A 17412-nucleotide genomic window follows, 5' to 3' on the forward strand; every position below is an offset into this window, starting at 1 on the left:
GCCTTCGGATTATTCGCCGATTACGCCAGCTTTTTTCAACAGAGCCTTTGCAGTTTCGGAAGGCTGTGCACCGTTTGTAAGCCACTTATTAGCTGCTTCTGCATCAACTTTCAGAACAACGGGTTCCTTTGTAGGATCATAGTAACCGATCTCTTCGATAGATTTACCGTTTCTGGATGTTCTGGAATCCGCAACAACGATTCTATAGAAAGGAGCTTTTTTTGCACCCAATCTTTTCAATCTGATTCTTACTGCCATATCATTTCACCTCCTAAAAAATTAAACTAAATTTATCGGAAAAAAGGAAGTTTTCCTTTTTTGCCTTTTTGCATATTGTTCATCTGCTTCATCATTTTTTTCATTTCTTCAAACTGTTTCAACAGACGATTCACATCGGCAATAGTTCTGCCGCAGCCATTGGCAATGCGCTTTTTTCTTGGGCCATTGAGAATGGATGGATTGGAACGCTCCTCTTTGGTCATGGATTGTATAATGGCTTCTACCTTCACCATTTCTTTGGCAGGGTCAACCCCCTCCATGGCCTTTTCAAGGTTCAGTCCGTTCATCCCGGGAATCATTCCCATTAAATCCTTCAGCGGACCCATTTTCTTAATTTGCTGCATTTGAGAAAGGAAGTCTTCCAAAGTAAACTCATTGGAGCGCATTTTCTTTTGCATCTCCATTGCTTCCTGCTCATCGATATTTTGCTGTACCTTGTCAATCAGGGAAAGAACATCGCCCATCCCCAAAATTCTGGAAGCCATGCGGTCGGGATAAAAAGGCTCAAGATCCTCCATTTTTTCACCCATACCGATATATTTAATTGGTTTGTTGGTAACACTTCTGACAGAAAGTGCGGCACCGCCTCTGGCATCGCCATCAAGCTTCGTCATAATAATACCATCAACACCCAATTGGCTGTCAAAACTACCCGCTACGGTTACGGCATCCTGCCCAGTCATAGCGTCAACCACCAAAAGAACCTCTTGTGGTCTTACTGTGGCTTTGATATCCAACAGCTCCTGCATCAACTCTTCATTGATATGCAAACGACCTGCGGTATCTATCAAAACTACATCATGGTGCTGCTCTGCGGCATATTCCAGAGCTTTCTTGGAAATCTCCACAGGGCTAACCTCGGTACCCATTTCAAACACAGGGATACCATAATTTTTCCCTACCACCTGTAACTGCTTAATTGCGGCAGGGCGGTAAATATCGCAGGCTACCAGAAGAGGATTTCTTCCTTGCTTTCTAAGCTGACCTGCCAATTTGCCACTGCTGGTGGTTTTACCAGCACCCTGTAAGCCTACCATCATATATACTGTAGGGGGGCGGTTTGAATAAGTTAATCTGCTTTGGGTGCTCCCCATCAGCGAAATTAACTCGTCATTTACAATTTTTATAACTTGCTGTCCCGGGTTTAACCCCTGTAAAACCTCAACGCCAACGGCACGTTCCGTAACCGTCTTTATAAAGTCTTTGACTATTTTAAAGTTTACGTCTGCTTCCAAAAGCGCGATCTTTACTTCTCGCATTGCAGCCTTTACGTCATCTTCAGTCAAAACACCTTTTCCCCGAAGCTGTTTGAATACTTCCTGCAGCTTAGCGGAAAGATTTTCAAATGCCATAATAGATCGCCCTCCTTTTAGGATAGTATTGCATCAGCAATCTGCTTCATGGTAACAATCGCTTCCGTTGTTTCTCTACTAACTTCACCTGTGCCAATTTCATCAAGAATATTCTTCATTTTAAGCACAGCTCTTTGCTGCTGTTGAAAGCGTTCTACCAAACGCAGCTTCTCTTCGTATCCAATCAAAATTTTCTCTGTGCGCTTTAGCTGATCTCGCACGGCCTGTCGGCTGATTGATAATTCTTCTCCGATTTCAGAAAGAGAAAGATCGTTCTGATAATGCATCTCAAACACCAGCTTTTGTTTTTCTGTCAAAAGCTCTCCATAAAAATCATAGAGAAAGGTCAGCCTTAATATCTCGTCCATCTTTCATTCCCCCTGTAAAGGAAAATCACTTTACAACTACCTAAGACATCATACTAAAAAAAATGAGGCTGTCAAGTACTTTTCCTTTACAGCCTGATTTTTTTTAAATATTCGTGCATTCATCTATGCTGTCAAGTTTTTATCCTGTGAAAGCATCAGCCGCGAATTAGGTCTGTGTTGCTTTCAATTATTTTACGGGGCAATTTATTTTTTCTATGGTTGTTTTTGCATCCGAAACCAATACGGAACTATAACAGCCTTGTTCTGAAAAGAATCTCCAAAAACCGTCTGGGCCTGCTCCTGTCAAATGGCAAAGCATAGCACTCATGGGGCCGTTGTGGGAGACAATAATGATGTTTTTACCTTTATTTTCTTTTATAACCCCGGTTAGTCCCACTGTCACTCGGTCATAAAAATCTAAAAAAGCCTCTCCGCCGGGAAGAGATGATGTTTTCCATTCCTTAATCCAACGATTCAGTTCCTCTCTATGGTTTTCTTTTATGTAGGAGCCTTCTTTGTCCTCCCAATCTCCAAAAAACAGTTCCCTAAAGCAATTATTTTTCCGCACAGGAATCATTTTGTCCCTAGCAATAATTTCAGCCGTATGGGCAGCGCGACGCAAATCACTGGAATATATTTTGTCATAAGTAACAGTATTAAAAAAATTTTTCAATTTATGTGCTTGATTAATTCCTTCTTGGTTAATATCGCAATCTGTCCAGCCATAAAACATGTTGCGCAAATTCCAATCCGTTTCTCCATGTCTGATAAGATAAAGCTTCATTCTACTATCACCTCTGCTATATTTTACGTCACAGCCGCTTATCCTAGCAAGTTAATTCTTTTATAAAATAAAAAAGGCAGGCTCCCTTTTATGACGATTCATAAAAAGAAGCCCGCTATCAAAAAAATAACCGGTTATCTTATTTTACTACGAAGGATTGACAGTCTGTACACTGATCCATTGTAGGATTTCCTTCGTGTGTACCAACCTGAATTGCGTCAAGTGTACAGTAATTTTTTGCGTTGTGGTGATGTCTACATTTTTCTACAGTACATTTAATACATTCATTACATTTTTCCATGTTTGTTCCCTCCTTTGTTTTTATTTCAATATTATTGTGTCCCCAATAAAAATAATTATTACTGTATTTATTAGGAGTTTTTAAAAAAATTTGGCATTCATAGACGATATGAATGCCAAATAAAAAAGTTCTTTATTTTTTATTGATAAAAAATTTGTTGTATAATAATTGAAAGGAATTGCATTTCTCTTGTTAGACACTCTCTCCTGCTGTAAATCAAAAAATTTGCCAATTACTAATTATAAAAGAAAGTCCCATTCGCAAGGATGCCCTTTATATTATACCCTCAGCCTGAAATTTCTTACGCTTAAAATATTTCTCGCCATTCACAAACTATTGTCTTTCAAAAGAAACCTTTGTATGCCGCTTATCGTTTTCATTTCACTTCACAAATGAATTTTAATTTCTAGGATCACTCTTCATGGCTTCCAACGTTCTAACCATTAAATCATCCAGTTCCCAACCAAGTCTCTCTGCACCTTTTCGAATTACATCTCTGTCGCAACCAGCAGCAAAAGCTTTATCCTTAAATTTTTTCTTGATTGACTTCAACTCCATATCCTGCACGCTTTTTGATGGACGCATTAATGCCGCCGCACCAATCAAGCCCGTCAGCTCATCCACCGCAAAAAGAACCTTTTCCATTTCATGAATTGGCTCAATATCACAGCAGATGCCATATCCATGGCTAGCCACAGCATGAATCAAGGGCTCTTCCAAATCATGCTCCTTCATTATCTCTTGACATTTGATACAGTGTTCCTCAGGATACATTTCAAAATCCACATCATGGAGTAAGCCAACATTGCCCCAGAACTCCTCATCTTCTCCATAGCCTAGCTCCTTGGCAAAATAGCGCATTGCACCTTCCACCGTCTCTGCATGACGCAAATGAAAGGGTTCTTTATTATATTTTGTGAGTATTTCCCATGCTTCATCTCTTGTAATTTTCTTTGCCATATACATTCTCCTTTATCTTCTATATTTGTACACATTATAAAACATTTTACCCCAAAAATCTCTGCCTAACAACCCCTTGCATATAAAGTTCTACTTGAAATTCTTTAAAAAAACAGTTAGAATGACCTTGTTTGAAATTGTAAAAAGAAAGGACGGAAATTATGGATGTTACCAGCTTTGGCATTGATCACAATATACTACTAAGAGGAATTTATGTATCCAGAAAGGATACTGTTGAAAACGGAGTATTGACTACATTTGATATCCGTATGAAGGAACCCAACCGTGAAATGGTTATGGATACTGCGGTTATGCACACCATTGAGCATTTAATGGCTACCTTCTTTCGCAGCCATTCCCTTTGGGCAGAAAAAACAATTTATGTTGGTCCAATGGGATGCCGTACTGGCATGTATGCAATCTTTAAAGGAGATTTAGAATCCAAAGATGTGGCAGATATTTTTAAAGAATGCTATAACTATATGAGTCACTTCTCAGATGAGCTTCCTGCTGCAAAAGCAGAAATGTGTGGAAATTATTTAGATCACAATTTAGAAATAACTAAAATTGAGTGTAAAAAATTCGCAGATGAAGTTTTAGCCTGCCTAAAAGAAGAAAATATGGTCTATCCTCGCCAAACAAAATAAGCTTTTATAACAAATTACGAAGCAAACATGGAGCAACGAAATCTTCTTTCTCCATGTCTGCTTTTTTAAATACTTTCTGAACATAAATGTACTTTTTATTCCCTTTCAATAGCAAAGGCTTATTCATAATTTTTTTTTCTACCACTTTCGTGTTTACCGCAAATATAATACTTCTCATTTTTTTGTCCAACTACTACTTATTTTTTTCATCGATCATTAAACCATTTAACGTCACCACCACTGAGTGCGTTATTTTCTACATTCAAAAAGCGGTGATGCAATCACCGCTTCTCTCAATAAATCTTATTTTTCATTACATATAGATAACACCTTTGTTATACTTTAAAAACTATTTTCGTACAACCATTTACGATTTCATAGCTTAAAATATATTACCATTTAATAGGCTTTCCTTGTTTCTTCCACTGTCTAAATTCTGCAGCTGCTGTAAACAATGCATCTGTAGAGGAGTTCAAGCCTGTTTCACAAGAATCCTGAACAACACCGATGATGAAACCAACACCTACAACCTGCATAGCGATATCATTAGAAATACCAAACAGGGAGCATGCCAGAGGAATCAAGAGCAAGGAACCACCAGCAACGCCGGATGCACCACAAGCGGAAACTGCAGCAACAACACTTAATACAACAGCTGTACCGATATCAACAGTATAACCCAATGTGTTTACCGCTGCCAAAGCCATTACTGTGATGGTAATTGCGGCACCTGCCATGTTGATTGTTGCACCCAAAGGAATGGATACAGAATAGTTATCCTCATCCAAGCCTAAAGATTCACAAAGAGTCATATTAACAGGAATATTTGCAGCAGAGCTACGTGTAAAGAATGCTGTAATGAAGCTGTCCTTCAAGCACTTAAATACCAAAGGATATGGATTCTGTTTGATATTCAAGAAAACAATCAAAGGATTTACAACCAAAGCAACAACTGCCATACATCCTACTAACACTAATAAAAGTTTGCCGTAGTCTGTGAAAATACCTAATCCACTTGTAGAAACTGTTGCATAAACAAGACCTAAAATACCAAAAGGTGCAAAGCTGATTACCCATCTAACTGCCTGAGAAACTGCATCTGCAAAGTTGCCCAGCATTGTTTTTGTATGATCTGAAGAATGCTTCAAAGCCAGACCAAAAACAACTGCCCATGCTAAAATACCAATGTAGTTTGCTGTTGAAAGAGATGCAATTGGATTCTGAACTACGTTCAAAAGCAAAGTTTTAATAACTGTGCCAACACCATCTGGAGGTGCACTAGCTTCAGTAGCTATATCTGTCAAAGTTAAAGTTACAGGGAACATGAAGCTAGCTATAACTGCAACTACAGCAGCAGAGAACGTACCAATTAAGTACAAGGCGATAACAGTACCCATGTTTGTCTTTGCACCCTTTTTATGCTGAGCCAAAGAGCTCATTACCAAGAAAAATACTAAGATTGGCGCAACACCCTTTAATGCACCAACGAATAAATCACCCAAAAGAGCAATAACTGCTATGTTTGGAATTGCTTTGCCAAGAATAGCACCAATAACCAAACCTGCCAAGATACGCTTAACAAGACTGATAGAATTCCATTTTTGTAATAAACTACCCATTTTATCCATTCTCCTATTTTTTTAATATTATTATTCCAGTAACAATGGTTGTACGAAAGATAAAATAATGATTAACTATGACCAAAAACTTTTTCACAAAGCTTTTTACCAGTTGGTGTGGCAGCTAAGCCTCCCTCAGCCGTTTCCTTTAAAGCTGGAGACATTGCCTCCCCAATCTTTTTCATTGCATAAATGACCTCATCGGCAGGAATTGCACTCTCCACGCCCGCTAAAGCCAACTCTGCGGCTACAAAAGCATTTGCAACACCCATTGCATTTCTCTTAATACAAGGAATTTCAACTAAACCTGCAACAGGATCACAAACCAAGCCTAAAATGTTCTTTAATGCGATGGCACAAGCATGTTCACTCTGCTTGGGTGTCCCCCCGCAAAGCTCAACCAAAGCCGACGCAGCCATTGCACTTGCTGCACCACACTCTGCCTGACATCCGCCTTCCGCACCGGCAATACTTGCCTTGTTTGCAATGACCAATCCCACTGCTGATGCGGTGAATAAAGACATCACAACATCATCATCAGGAATATTTCTATCTTCGGAAATTGTTAAAAGTGCAGCAGGCAATATACCACAACTACCCGCAGTAGGCGCAGCAACAATTCTTCCCATGCAGGCATTTGTTTGGGAAACCGCAAGGGCTTTTACCATCGCATTTCCGAAAATTTTTCCACAAATATTTTTGTTTGCCTTAACAGCTTCATTCATTTTAAAAGCATCTCCGCCGGTAAGCCCACTGGCAGAACGCTTCTGACTATCCAAGCCTGTTTCTACGGACTCACGCATAACAGTTAAGGAACGCTTCATATTTTCAAATAGTACAGTTTCATCTGTCTCTGTTGATTCAGCCTGATCTTTTAAAATCAACCTGCAAAGAGGCACGTTTTGCTTTTCGGCCTGTACAACCAAATCTGCTAAAGAATCATATTTCATTTCCTAACCCCATTTCGAAAGACTTATTTAAATGCAAATTATTATCAAAGCTATTTGTTTCCTTGTAAAAAATCAAAAATGCAGCTTTCAATTAAATATTCTCGTGTTTCAATTCAATTTAACATGCCAATGGGTTTTCTCTTGCCTCATTGACGCATCTGAAACTAACACACAAAAGCTGATATTTTATTTTAAAATTTACTAAATAGCTTTTAATATTGTCGAAGCCAAAATATTGGGTTGTTCTAAAATGACTTTATTAATAGATTCATCAATGTCACCATCAATTTCTATGGTCATTACTGCTGTACCACCTTTGTGATCTCTGCATAGAGAAAATCCATGAATATTCACAGAATGTTCCGCAAGGATGTTTGTTACAATTGCAATCATACCAGGAACATCCTCATGAGGGATAATCAGCGTATCCGATTTTCCCGTAATAGAAACCACTGTATTATTAATTTTATTGATAATGATGTTACCACCGCCAATTGATGCTCCTTGCACCAAAATCTCCTTGCCATCAGCAGACTTCAAAATGATTTCCGCTGTATTTGGATGGGCTCCGTCAATTTCAGTTTCCTCAAAGGTATACGCAAGCCCCTCTTCTTTTGCAATTTCCAAGCTTGTACGAATTCGCTCATCATCTGTTTCCATGCCTAAAATACCGGCAACAATTGCCTTATCAGTACCATGCCCTTTATAAGTTTTTGAAAAAGAACCACTAAAACGAATAAGAGCAGAAATAGGCGTGTCCCCCAGAATAGAACGTGCATATTTCCCAATACGAACGGCACCGGCAGTGTGTGAACTGGATGGTCCAATCATAATAGGACCGATAATATCGAATACCTGCAGCAAACTAAATTCCCCCTTCCAATTCAACTTCAAAATTTAAATTATACTGTTGAATGAAAAATCTTTTTTTCCTAGTACAGCAATTATATATGAACTTTTTTGTCAAAGTCAATAGAAAAACCCAAAAAAGTTTTTTCTGGACGGACATTTTTTTCATGATTTGTACATGTGTTTTCCATTCAAGGACATTTTGCAAAAGATTCGACAAAAAATACAAATTTTAAATATTATGTTAATTTATTATGTCCTTTTCCCTTTTCTTTTAATAAAAATATTTCATTTTTCTGCTAATCCATACATGAAACTCTTTCTCCCCCTTTCCACCTTTCTATGAATTCAGTATGCAATATTATGAATTATTCTCTTATTTTTCGAAGTTTTTCCATTATCCAACCAAATTATACATATATTTTAGTGCTTTCCTTAGAAAACTAGGAATGATTCAAAATCTTTGTATGACAAATTGATTTTTTATAAATTTAGATGAAGCTTTCCTTATTTCAGTATGGCCTTGATAAGTTAGATTCATTGAAAAGTCCCCCTGCAAAAGCAGGAGGACTTTCTAAAATTCACTATCAACAGACTGCATCTTTTATTACATATAGCCGCCCATTCCTCCCATACCGGGATCAGGCATAGCAGGAGCCTTTGAAGGCAATTCTGCAACAACAGCTTCTGTTGTCAGGAAAGAGGATGCAACAGATGTTGCGTTTTGCAATGCACTTCTTGTTACCTTTGCAGGATCAAGAATACCAGCCTCTACCATTTCAACATACTCCTCTGTTAATGCATTAAATCCAACACCTTCAGGCATTTCTTTTACTTTATTCACAATAACGGAACCCTCTAAGCCTGCGTTCTCTACAATCTGACGCAAAGGTGCTTCCAACGCTTTTATAACGATGGCTGCGCCTGTTTTCTCATCACCAGTTAAATTCTCACACGCAGCTTTCACACTTTCAATTGCATGAACCAAAACTGTACCACCGCCGGCAACGATGCCTTCTTCCACAGCAGCTCTTGTTGCCGCCAAAGCATCCTCCATACGAAGCTTCTTTTCTTTCATTTCAGTTTCTGTAGCTGCACCAACCTTGATCACAGCTACACCGCCACTGAGTTTTGCAAGTCTTTCCTGCAATTTTTCTCTATCAAAGTCAGAATCCGTCTCGTCAATTGCCTTTCTAATTTGATGGATACGGCCTTCAATTTCATCTTTTGCCCCAGCGCCATCAGCAATGATTGTCAATTCTTTTTCAACACGAACTGTTTTCGCACGACCCAACATATCCAATGTTGTTTCTTTCAGGTCCAAACCAATTTCCTCAGAAATAACCTGTGCGCCTGTCAATGCGGCAATATCAGCAAGCTGAGCTTTTCTTCTTTCGCCATAACCAGGTGCCTTTACAGCAACACAAGTGAAGGTTCCTCTTAATTTGTTTACAACCAAGGTAGCCAAAGCTTCCCCTTCCACATCATCAGCAATAATTAAAATTTTGCCGTTTGCCTGCATAACCTGTTCCAAAACAGGTACCAACTCTTGAATATTGGAAATCTTTTTGTCTGTTACAAGGATATATGGATCTTCCAAAATAGCAACCATCTTTTCCATATCTGTGGACATATAGGAAGAAAGGTAACCTTTATCAAACTGCATACCTTCCACCAATTCCAACTCGGTTTTCATGGTTTTGGATTCTTCTACTGTAATTACGCCATCGTTTGTAACCTTTTCCATGGCGTCGGCAATCATATCACCAACTTCGTCATCTCCTGCAGAAATTGCAGCAACATTGGAGATATGTTTTTTTGTTGTAACAGCCTGACTCATTTTCTTAATTTCAGCCACAGCCGCTTCTGTTGCTTTGTGCATACCTTTTCTTAATATAATTGCATTTGCACCTGCTGCAATATTTTTCAAGCCCTCTTGAATCATTGCCTGTGCCAAAACAGTTGCGGTGGTCGTACCATCACCGGCAACATCATTTGTCTGGGTAGCAACTTCCTTTACTAACTGAGCACCCATATTTTCATAAGGATCTTCCAACTCGATATCTTTTGCGATTGTTACACCGTCATTTGTAATCAATGGGGATGTAAATTTGCGATCCAAAACAACATTACGTCCTTTGGGCCCTAATGTAACTTTAACTGTATTTGCTAATTTATCAACCCCTGCAGCCATTGCACTTCTGGCTTCTGTACTATATTTGATTTCCTTTGCCATATCTCTAACGCCTCCTATATCAGTCTTTTACTACTGCCAAAATATCATTTTGCTTCATAACCAGATATTCTTCGCCGTCAAACTTGATTTCCATAGCGCCATATCTGGAGAAAATAACATGATCCCCTTCTTTTAGAACCATTTCAACCTTGGTATCCCCAACCATGCCACCGGGGCCTACCGCAACAACAATTGCTTCCTGGGGTTTTTCTTTGGACTGAGAAGTTAAAATCAAACCTGATTTTGTTGTTTCTTCTGCCTCCAACTGCTTTAATACTACCTTATCTCCTAATGGTGAAAGTTTCATATCATTACCTCCTTATTTGTATCTGTTAGCACTCAACCTAACCGAGTGCTGATTTCTGATATTATATTAGCATTTTTTCAAGAATATTCAAATTATATTTACATTCATTTTAGCCACAATTTGGTTAAATTAGAACTTATTATGCTAAAAATAGTAATACACTTCATTTTTTCTAAAAATATCTCTTATTTTCTTTCATTTACTGCTTTATTACTAAAACAAAACTCTTCTTAGTAAATTTTAATCAATAAAGGCTATTTCTTCCTTATTCTAAAAGAACCAAAAAACCCCCTTCAGGCTATTCAAGTTTTGGGAATATCCAATTAGTTTCCCAAAATAGAAGGACAAAGCTTCTGCCCATTCTTTTTTTATTGCCTGAAGGGAGTCTATTATACATTCTTCATTTTATCTATATCAGAAACCGCCGACAGTGCTGCTACCAAGCCTTCTCCAACTGCCTTTGCAATTTGATAGGGTGCACCGGTGCAGTCTCCCGCAGCATAAACCCGTGGTAAATTTGTAGCCATACGTCTGTCTACCTCAATATTTTTTCCATCCGTTTTCAAACCAAATAACAAACTGTCAGGCGGCATTGTATTTTTTGCAAAGAAAATACCATCACAAGAAACCGTTTCTTTATCCGTTTCCAACGCCGCAACTTTATCCTCAGCACCAACTACTGCCTTAGGTGCCGCATTGATAACCTTTACGTTATCTTTCAAAAATGTAATATTTTTATAAAGAGGGATGTAGGATACTTCTTTGCAAATATCAGCCAAAAAATTCGCTTCTGCCTCTCCTTCTTCATTCTCGCTTACAACCACGACTTTTTTGTTGCGATACAGCATGCCATCGCAAGTTACACAATAGCTCACACCTTTGCCCAGATAATCTATCTCCCCTGCAATGCCTTTGCTTTTGCTTAGGCCTGTTGCAAGGATAATGGCCTTCGCTTCAATAAAGTTATTTTCTGCATTGATCATGTAATGTTCGCCAACGTTTAAAATCTGGGTAACACGACACTCCTGAAATTCTACGCCTTTTTTTACAGCATGAGCATAAAAATGGTTAAGCAGTTCTTCGCCATTCACATCAGGCATTCCCAAGTAATTATCCACTTTTTCCGCTGTAAACAATAATGAACTGTCCAAGCTTCTGCCAAAAACACATACGGTTTTATTTCTCTGTCGGCAGTTTAACGCTGCAGATAGTGCCGCAGGGCCACCGCCAATAATTGCAACATCAAGCATATATAAACCTCCTTACTTCTTTAAGTCAATTTTAAGCATATTCTTCTCAATTTACGATATCTCATTCTAAACATAGGAAATAATCATTCATTAGCATTGTACAAATTACCCTTCCATTGGTTTTCATAGAAGGACGGAACATCGTTATTTTTTGTATCCAATGATAAATGATATTTCATCATACCAATTGTTTCCTACGTTGGAATTAATCATAACATATTTTTATTGATTTGTCAGTGACTTTTGCACGCAATATAAACGGAGCACAAATAAAATAAAATGATTCTTCTGCAAAAAAATATGTTTTAACAATTTTTCCATCAAAAACAGACACTTGCCGCCAAGAGAATATAGAAGTCACCCTTTGCGGTTCGTGTCTGTCATGATTATATGAAGTAAGTTAGAACTTTATTTCTCCTTCTCTGCGATTCTACGTTCAATAATTTTTTTCTGAATCTCGGCGGGCACTTCCTCGTAGCGTTCAAAATAATGTTTATAATCGCCACGGCTCTGGGTTAAAGAACGCAGATCGGTAGCATATTTATGCATTTCCGATGCAGGCACCTCTGCCACAATGCATTTCTTACTGCCAACGGAATCCATGCTTAGAATACGGCCTCTGCGCTTATTAATATCCCCCATAATGTCTCCCATGTATTTTTCCGGAATAAGCACCTCAACATGATCAATAGGCTCCAGCAAGGTAGGTTTTGCCTGGGGCACACCTTCCTTGAACGCAACTGAGGTTGCCATCTTAAACGCCATTTCAGAGGAATCCACCGGGTGATAAGAACCATCTGTCAACGTAGCCTTTAAACCAACAACAGGATACCCTGCCAAAACGCCGTTTAAAACACATTCTTGCAAGCCTTTTTCAACAGCGGGGAAATACTGTTTTGGCACAGAACCGCCAAAAATCTTCTCCTCAAATACATAAGGCAAGGACATATCACCACTAGGCTCAAATTCCATAACAATATCACCAAATTGTCCGTGTCCACCGGATTGTTTCTTATAGCGCCCTCTGACAGATGACTTTCCTTTAATCGTTTCTCTATATGGAATAATAGGATCAATCATTTCAACTTCGATTTTATACTTTGTCTTTAATTTATTCACCATAACATCCAGCTGTTGTTCACCGATGCCGGAAATTATAGTTTGTTTTGTTTCTTTATTAACTTCCATTTTGATCGTTGGGTCTTCTTCCCTGATTTTTGACAATGCGGCAGAAAGCTTATCCTCATCACCCTTTCCTTTCGGCTGAATTGCCATGGATAGAACAGAGCTTGGCAAAGGCAGCTTTGGAATAACAATGGGATGCTCTTTACAAGTCAAAGTGTCTTGGGTAGAAGTATTAGAAAGTTTGGCCAATGCCCCAATATCTCCTGTATGTAATTCATTTACTTCAATTTGCTCTTTCCCTCGAACAATATAAAGATGACCCACCTTTTCCATAGTATCCTTTTCAACATTATAGATACTCATGGTGTTATCCAGCTTACCTGTCATAACCCGAAATAAATTCAGACGACCAATATAGGGGTCTGAAATAGTTTTAAAGACAAAAGCAGAAAAATTTTTATCATCAGTACTGCAAAGCACCGTATCTGTACCGTCTATAAAAGCATGGAAATTCTTCTTTGATTCCATTGCCGGAGGTGTAAATCTAACAAGGGTATTCATTAATAATTTCACCCCATAGCCCAATGTTGCAGAGCCACACATAACAGGAGCAATGCTACGGTTTTCAATACCTAATAACAAACCATCGTAAATTTCTTCTTCTGTCAATTCTATATCATTAAAGAACTTCTCCATTAATTCCTCACTGCTTTCAGCAGCAACTTCTACCAACATAGAACGGAGAACCTCTACTTCGTCAATTTTATCTTCCGGCACTTCACAAGCCTGCAATTTGCCGTTCACTTTTTTTCTTGCATCTCTTTTAATTAAATTAATGAAACCAACAAATTTACCATCTTCATCATTAAAAGGAATTTGCAAGGGAGCAACTGCTTTTCCAAAATTACTTCTCAAATCTGCCAAAGTTTTTTCAAAATCTGCATTTTCATCGTCCATTTGATTTACAAAGAAAAACCTTGGAAGATGCATCTCTTCAATAGATTCCCATGCTTTCTCTGTTCCTACTTCAACGCCTGATTTTGCCGAAACCAAAATCAACGCTGTATCTGCCACGCTCATTGCCATTTTTGCTTCCGAAATAAAGTCAAAATAACCTGGGGTATCTAGGAAGTTGATTTTTGTATCCTGCCACTCAACGGGTAATACAGATGTATTGATTGATACCTTACGACGAATTTCTTCTGCTTCATAGTCACCAACGGTATTGCCCTCATCAACCTTTCCAAAGCGCTTCGTTGCGCCGGAATAGAAGAGAGCTGCTTCGGCATATGTTGTCTTACCGGAACCGCTGTGACCCAATAGAACTACGTTTCTAACTTTGTCTGCAGTGTAATTTTTCATAATACCAACCTCCTAATTCAATTTTAATGGCAAATGCCACATTGCATAATTTTGTATACATAATATCATTATTAAACAATATATACATATAATAGTTTTCTTCACTTGTACCGATTTCCCTCTAAATTAAATATCCAAATTAAATTTTTGTCACTTTATACCAAACAAATAAACAAACATTAGTAATTTTTTGATAACCAAACTGTCATAAATAGTAAAATTGTGTAAATAAATATCGTTTTCTTTTATAATTTGAAATTAAAGTTATTTCTCCAATATTCAAGTTGTTTTTTTGACAATTTTTCTTAGAAATCATGACTATCAGTTTGGGTGGTGGTTTTCACTATCATTAGAGAGGTTAATAGGAATGTCATGTTGTATCTTTCCATATTTACTTGCCTTTCACTGAAAATATATTAAATTCATTTATATTCATTTATCTTTCTGTTTATTATCTGAAATAAAAAACTAGCGAAAACCAACAAATTCTAATAAAATGATCCAGCGTCTAAGAATGAAGTAAAAATCACCAGCCCAACTGGTGGTTTATCCTGCCCTATGATGAGCAGGTAGCTTTTTCTAGGGAAATCGAACAATAAAAAAATAGGCGGCTCTGATTCAGCCGTCTATTTTAAAAACTACGCTATTTTATTCTTCATTCTCCATGTGATGCAATTCATCCACATCATCCACAGGTGGCTTCAAACCCTCAATTTTCACGCCATTTTTTTCCGCATAATCCCACAAAGCTGCGTGAAGTGCTTCCTCTGCAAGACAGGAACAGTGTACTTTTACAGGGGGCAAACCATCCAATGCCTCCATAACAGCCTTGTTTGTAACCTCTAATGCTTCCTGAATTGTTTTCCCCTTTACTAATTCTGTTGCCATAGAGCTGGTTGCCACAGCAGCACCACATCCAAAGGTTTTAAATTTTGCATCTTCAATACGTCCATCTTCTATTTTTAAATAAACCTTCATGATGTCGCCGCATTTTGCATTGCCAACCTGGCCTACGCCGCTTGCATCTTCAATGACACCAACATTTCTGGGGTTCATAAAATGATCCATTACTTTCTCGCTGTATTCCATCTAAACTTCCTCCTTCGTTTTCTAACATCAGGCTTTTTTATTCGCTACTTCCTCATATAAGGGAGACATGTCTCTTAATTTTTGAACAACATCAGGGATTTTCTCCAAGATAAAATCAACTTCTTCCTCTGTATTGCCACGGTCCAAGGTCAATCTTAAAGAACCATGGGCAATTTCATGAGGCAAACCAATAGCCATCAATACATGAGAAGGATCCAAAGAGCCTGAAGTACAAGCAGAACCGCTGGAAGCAGCAACGCCCATGGCATCAAGCAATAACAACATGGATTCTCCTTCAATATAGCCAAAGGAAATATTGCAGTTACCGGGTAATCTATCTGTAGGGTGTCCATTTAAACGGCTATGAGGCACCTTTTCCAAAATTCCGTTAATCAATTTATCTCTTAAATGAATGAGACGCTTTGTTTCAGTTTCCATTTCACTAACTGCCAACTCTACTGCTTTACCTAATCCAACAATCCCTGGAATGTTTTCTGTGCCTGCACGTTTTTTCTTCTCCTGAGCTCCACCGAAAATCAGTGGTAGAATGGGAATGCCTTTGCGAATATAAATTGCACCGATGCCCTTTGGTGCACCCAATTTATGACCACTCATAGAGAGCAAGTCGATATTCATTTCGTTCACATCAATAGCAACATGCCCAACAGCCTGCACTGCATCTGTATGAAACAAGATTCCCTTTTCATGGGCTAGCTTGCCAATCTCTGCAATGGGTTGGATTGTGCCAATTTCATTATTTGCAAACATAACGGAAATTAGAATCGTTTCAGGGCGAATACTTTTTTCAAGTTCTTCCAAAGAAATCTTTCCAAATTCATCTACTGGTAAATAGGTTACTTCACAACCTTGTTTCTCTAAATATTCACCGGTATGCAAAATTGCATGATGTTCAATTTTAGTGGTGATGATATGGTTGCCTTTTTTCGCAAGAGCTTCTGCAACGCCCCTCAGCGCCATATTATCACTCTCAGAACCTCCAGCAGTAAAATAAATTTCTTCTGCCTTTGCACCAATTCCCTTTGCTACCTGTTCTCTTGCCTTTTCCAGCGCTTTTTTACTCTCTTTTGCAATACTATACACACTGGATGCATTGCCGTAAAACTCTTTAAAATAAGGGAGAATCGTATCTAAAACTTCATCCCTTACCGGTGTTGTTGCCGCATTGTCCATATATATTTTCGTTGCCATAAAAATGCTCCTTTCGGCGTCTTTTTTATATCATAGTATTCCTATATGATTTCTGTGATTTAAAAATATCATTTTTTTCTAGACTTGTCAATACATTCTACGTTTTTTTTGACATAAGACATCAATAATAATATTGATTCCCTTTTAGTCCATAAACCATGATTTTTTTTGTTTTTTTTTCCGTTTTTATGATTATATCTTTCGCCCTACGATATTTCACTCTATAATCATTCTTATATAAAATATGCTCTCTACTATAATGAGGTGTTTCTATGGAATTTCATGAAAGGCTTAGACAGCTTCGAAAAGAAAAAAAAATTACACAAGCGGCTTTAGCAAAAGAATTAACTTATGGCGCAACCGCTATTTCAAACTATGAGTCAGGTCATAATCAACCTTCTATTTCCGACTTAAAAAAAATTGCATCTATTTTCAATGTATCTTTGGATTTTCTTTTGGGAGTGAATGAAATCCGACGACCCTATGAACCCGACAAAAAAACAGATGAATACGAAATTCTGAATGAATATTTCGGTAAGTTAGATGACCGTGGAAAAAAAGAATTGCTTCTTTATATCCAATGGCTCCTAAGCAGGCAAGATAATGACGGTGGGGATCCTTATGCAAGCAACAACATTTTTCAGAACTCTCCTCTTCAGGTTGCCCAAAAACCAGAGGAATTTAAATTATAAATTTTTCCAAAAAAGCGGCATTTTCGCCTAAAC

Annotated in this window: 17 protein-coding genes; 2 read left to right on the forward strand and 15 right to left on the reverse strand. The window is 38.1% G+C overall.

Annotated features, from left to right (window positions below; translation table 11 throughout):
* Nucleotides 1–9 precede the first annotated feature (9 nt).
* The 6 genes from rpsP to CPRO_RS09955 all read right to left on the reverse strand — a co-directional run bounded on the left by rpsP (nucleotide 10) and on the right by CPRO_RS09955 (nucleotide 4044).
* Complete coding sequence (rpsP, locus tag CPRO_RS09935) at nucleotides 10–258, reverse strand: 30S ribosomal protein S16 (protein WP_066051149.1); 249 nt, start codon at nucleotides 256–258, stop codon at nucleotides 10–12.
* 32 nt (nucleotides 259–290) lie between these two features.
* Nucleotides 291–1631, reverse strand: a complete 1341-nt coding sequence (ffh, locus tag CPRO_RS09940; protein WP_066051152.1) for a signal recognition particle protein — start codon at nucleotides 1629–1631, stop codon at nucleotides 291–293.
* Nucleotides 1632–1648: 17 nt separating this feature from the next.
* On the reverse strand, nucleotides 1649–1999 hold the full coding sequence (gene ylxM, locus CPRO_RS09945; RefSeq protein WP_066051155.1) for a YlxM family DNA-binding protein: 351 nt from the start codon (nucleotides 1997–1999) through the stop codon (nucleotides 1649–1651).
* A gap of 187 nt (nucleotides 2000–2186) precedes the next feature.
* Nucleotides 2187–2783 carry a histidine phosphatase family protein gene (locus tag CPRO_RS09950; protein ID WP_066051160.1) on the reverse strand — a complete coding sequence of 199 codons (597 nt, stop codon included), beginning with the start codon at nucleotides 2781–2783 and terminating at the stop codon, nucleotides 2187–2189.
* A gap of 139 nt (nucleotides 2784–2922) precedes the next feature.
* Nucleotides 2923–3084: a DUF1540 domain-containing protein gene (locus CPRO_RS15010; protein WP_072743652.1), complete on the reverse strand. Its 162-nt coding sequence runs from the start codon at nucleotides 3082–3084 to the stop codon at nucleotides 2923–2925.
* A 399-nt stretch (nucleotides 3085–3483) separates the two neighbouring features.
* Complete coding sequence (locus CPRO_RS09955; protein ID WP_066051162.1) at nucleotides 3484–4044, reverse strand: hydrolase; 561 nt, start codon at nucleotides 4042–4044, stop codon at nucleotides 3484–3486.
* Between the two features lie 161 nt (nucleotides 4045–4205).
* On the opposite strand from CPRO_RS09955, the gene CPRO_RS09960 reads away from it, so the two are divergent.
* Nucleotides 4206–4691 carry an S-ribosylhomocysteine lyase gene (locus tag CPRO_RS09960; protein ID WP_066051166.1) on the forward strand — a complete coding sequence of 162 codons (486 nt, stop codon included), beginning with the start codon at nucleotides 4206–4208 and terminating at the stop codon, nucleotides 4689–4691.
* Between the two features lie 392 nt (nucleotides 4692–5083).
* On the opposite strand, the gene sstT is transcribed toward CPRO_RS09960, so the two are convergent.
* The 9 genes from sstT to nifS form a co-directional block, all read right to left on the reverse strand.
* A complete protein-coding gene (sstT, locus tag CPRO_RS09965) occupies nucleotides 5084–6310 on the reverse strand; it encodes a serine/threonine transporter SstT (protein ID WP_066051168.1) in 1227 nt (408 codons plus the stop codon).
* Between the two features lie 71 nt (nucleotides 6311–6381).
* Entirely contained in the window at nucleotides 6382–7260 is an 879-nt protein-coding gene (gene sdaAA / locus CPRO_RS09970; RefSeq protein ID WP_066051171.1) for an L-serine ammonia-lyase, iron-sulfur-dependent, subunit alpha, read from the reverse strand.
* Between the two features lie 201 nt (nucleotides 7261–7461).
* On the reverse strand, nucleotides 7462–8124 hold the full coding sequence (gene sdaAB, locus CPRO_RS09975; RefSeq protein ID WP_330383833.1) for an L-serine ammonia-lyase, iron-sulfur-dependent subunit beta: 663 nt from the start codon (nucleotides 8122–8124) through the stop codon (nucleotides 7462–7464).
* Between the two features lie 592 nt (nucleotides 8125–8716).
* Nucleotides 8717–10345 carry a chaperonin GroEL gene (gene groL, locus CPRO_RS09980; protein ID WP_066051174.1) on the reverse strand — a complete coding sequence of 543 codons (1629 nt, stop codon included), beginning with the start codon at nucleotides 10343–10345 and terminating at the stop codon, nucleotides 8717–8719.
* A 19-nt stretch (nucleotides 10346–10364) separates the two neighbouring features.
* Nucleotides 10365–10652: a co-chaperone GroES gene (locus CPRO_RS09985; protein ID WP_066051177.1), complete on the reverse strand. Its 288-nt coding sequence runs from the start codon at nucleotides 10650–10652 to the stop codon at nucleotides 10365–10367.
* A 389-nt stretch (nucleotides 10653–11041) separates the two neighbouring features.
* A complete protein-coding gene (locus CPRO_RS09990) occupies nucleotides 11042–11902 on the reverse strand; it encodes an NAD(P)/FAD-dependent oxidoreductase (RefSeq protein ID WP_066051180.1) in 861 nt (286 codons plus the stop codon).
* A gap of 408 nt (nucleotides 11903–12310) precedes the next feature.
* Entirely contained in the window at nucleotides 12311–14389 is a 2079-nt protein-coding gene (gene fusA, locus CPRO_RS09995) for an elongation factor G (protein WP_066051183.1), read from the reverse strand.
* Nucleotides 14390–15037: 648 nt separating this feature from the next.
* Entirely contained in the window at nucleotides 15038–15478 is a 441-nt protein-coding gene (nifU, locus tag CPRO_RS10000; RefSeq protein ID WP_066051186.1) for a Fe-S cluster assembly scaffold protein NifU, read from the reverse strand.
* Nucleotides 15479–15505: 27 nt separating this feature from the next.
* On the reverse strand, nucleotides 15506–16687 hold the full coding sequence (gene nifS / locus CPRO_RS10005) for a cysteine desulfurase NifS (protein ID WP_066051189.1): 1182 nt from the start codon (nucleotides 16685–16687) through the stop codon (nucleotides 15506–15508).
* Nucleotides 16688–16959: 272 nt separating this feature from the next.
* Here nifS and CPRO_RS10010 point away from each other — a divergent pair, with 272 nt between their 5' ends.
* On the forward strand, nucleotides 16960–17379 hold the full coding sequence (locus CPRO_RS10010) for a helix-turn-helix domain-containing protein (RefSeq protein ID WP_066051192.1): 420 nt from the start codon (nucleotides 16960–16962) through the stop codon (nucleotides 17377–17379).
* Nucleotides 17380–17412: the final 33 nt, after the last annotated feature.

Origin of the sequence: Anaerotignum propionicum DSM 1682 (assembly GCF_001561955.1) — a bacterium.
GTDB lineage: Bacteria > Bacillota > Clostridia > Lachnospirales > Anaerotignaceae > Chakrabartyella > Chakrabartyella propionicum.

What these genes read in the sequence shown, in the direction of transcription:
- rpsP (WP_066051149.1), bottom strand. Translation starts at nt 258, where the DNA reads ATGGCAGTAAGAATCAGATTGAAAAGATTGGGTGCAAAAAAAGCTCCT.
- ffh (WP_066051152.1), bottom strand. Translation starts at nt 1,631, where the DNA reads ATGGCATTTGAAAATCTTTCCGCTAAGCTGCAGGAAGTATTCAAACAG.
- ylxM (WP_066051155.1), bottom strand. Translation starts at nt 1,999, where the DNA reads ATGGACGAGATATTAAGGCTGACCTTTCTCTATGATTTTTATGGAGAG.
- CPRO_RS09950 (WP_066051160.1), bottom strand. Translation starts at nt 2,783, where the DNA reads ATGAAGCTTTATCTTATCAGACATGGAGAAACGGATTGGAATTTGCGC.
- CPRO_RS15010 (WP_072743652.1), bottom strand. Translation starts at nt 3,084, where the DNA reads ATGGAAAAATGTAATGAATGTATTAAATGTACTGTAGAAAAATGTAGA.
- CPRO_RS09955 (WP_066051162.1), bottom strand. Translation starts at nt 4,044, where the DNA reads ATGGCAAAGAAAATTACAAGAGATGAAGCATGGGAAATACTCACAAAA.
- CPRO_RS09960 (WP_066051166.1), top strand. Translation starts at nt 4,206, where the DNA reads ATGGATGTTACCAGCTTTGGCATTGATCACAATATACTACTAAGAGGA.
- sstT (WP_066051168.1), bottom strand. Translation starts at nt 6,310, where the DNA reads ATGGGTAGTTTATTACAAAAATGGAATTCTATCAGTCTTGTTAAGCGT.
- sdaAA (WP_066051171.1), bottom strand. Translation starts at nt 7,260, where the DNA reads ATGAAATATGATTCTTTAGCAGATTTGGTTGTACAGGCCGAAAAGCAA.
- groL (WP_066051174.1), bottom strand. Translation starts at nt 10,345, where the DNA reads ATGGCAAAGGAAATCAAATATAGTACAGAAGCCAGAAGTGCAATGGCT.
- CPRO_RS09985 (WP_066051177.1), bottom strand. Translation starts at nt 10,652, where the DNA reads ATGAAACTTTCACCATTAGGAGATAAGGTAGTATTAAAGCAGTTGGAG.
- CPRO_RS09990 (WP_066051180.1), bottom strand. Translation starts at nt 11,902, where the DNA reads ATGCTTGATGTTGCAATTATTGGCGGTGGCCCTGCGGCACTATCTGCA.
- fusA (WP_066051183.1), bottom strand. Translation starts at nt 14,389, where the DNA reads ATGAAAAATTACACTGCAGACAAAGTTAGAAACGTAGTTCTATTGGGT.
- nifU (WP_066051186.1), bottom strand. Translation starts at nt 15,478, where the DNA reads ATGGAATACAGCGAGAAAGTAATGGATCATTTTATGAACCCCAGAAAT.
- nifS (WP_066051189.1), bottom strand. Translation starts at nt 16,687, where the DNA reads ATGGCAACGAAAATATATATGGACAATGCGGCAACAACACCGGTAAGG.
- CPRO_RS10010 (WP_066051192.1), top strand. Translation starts at nt 16,960, where the DNA reads ATGGAATTTCATGAAAGGCTTAGACAGCTTCGAAAAGAAAAAAAAATT.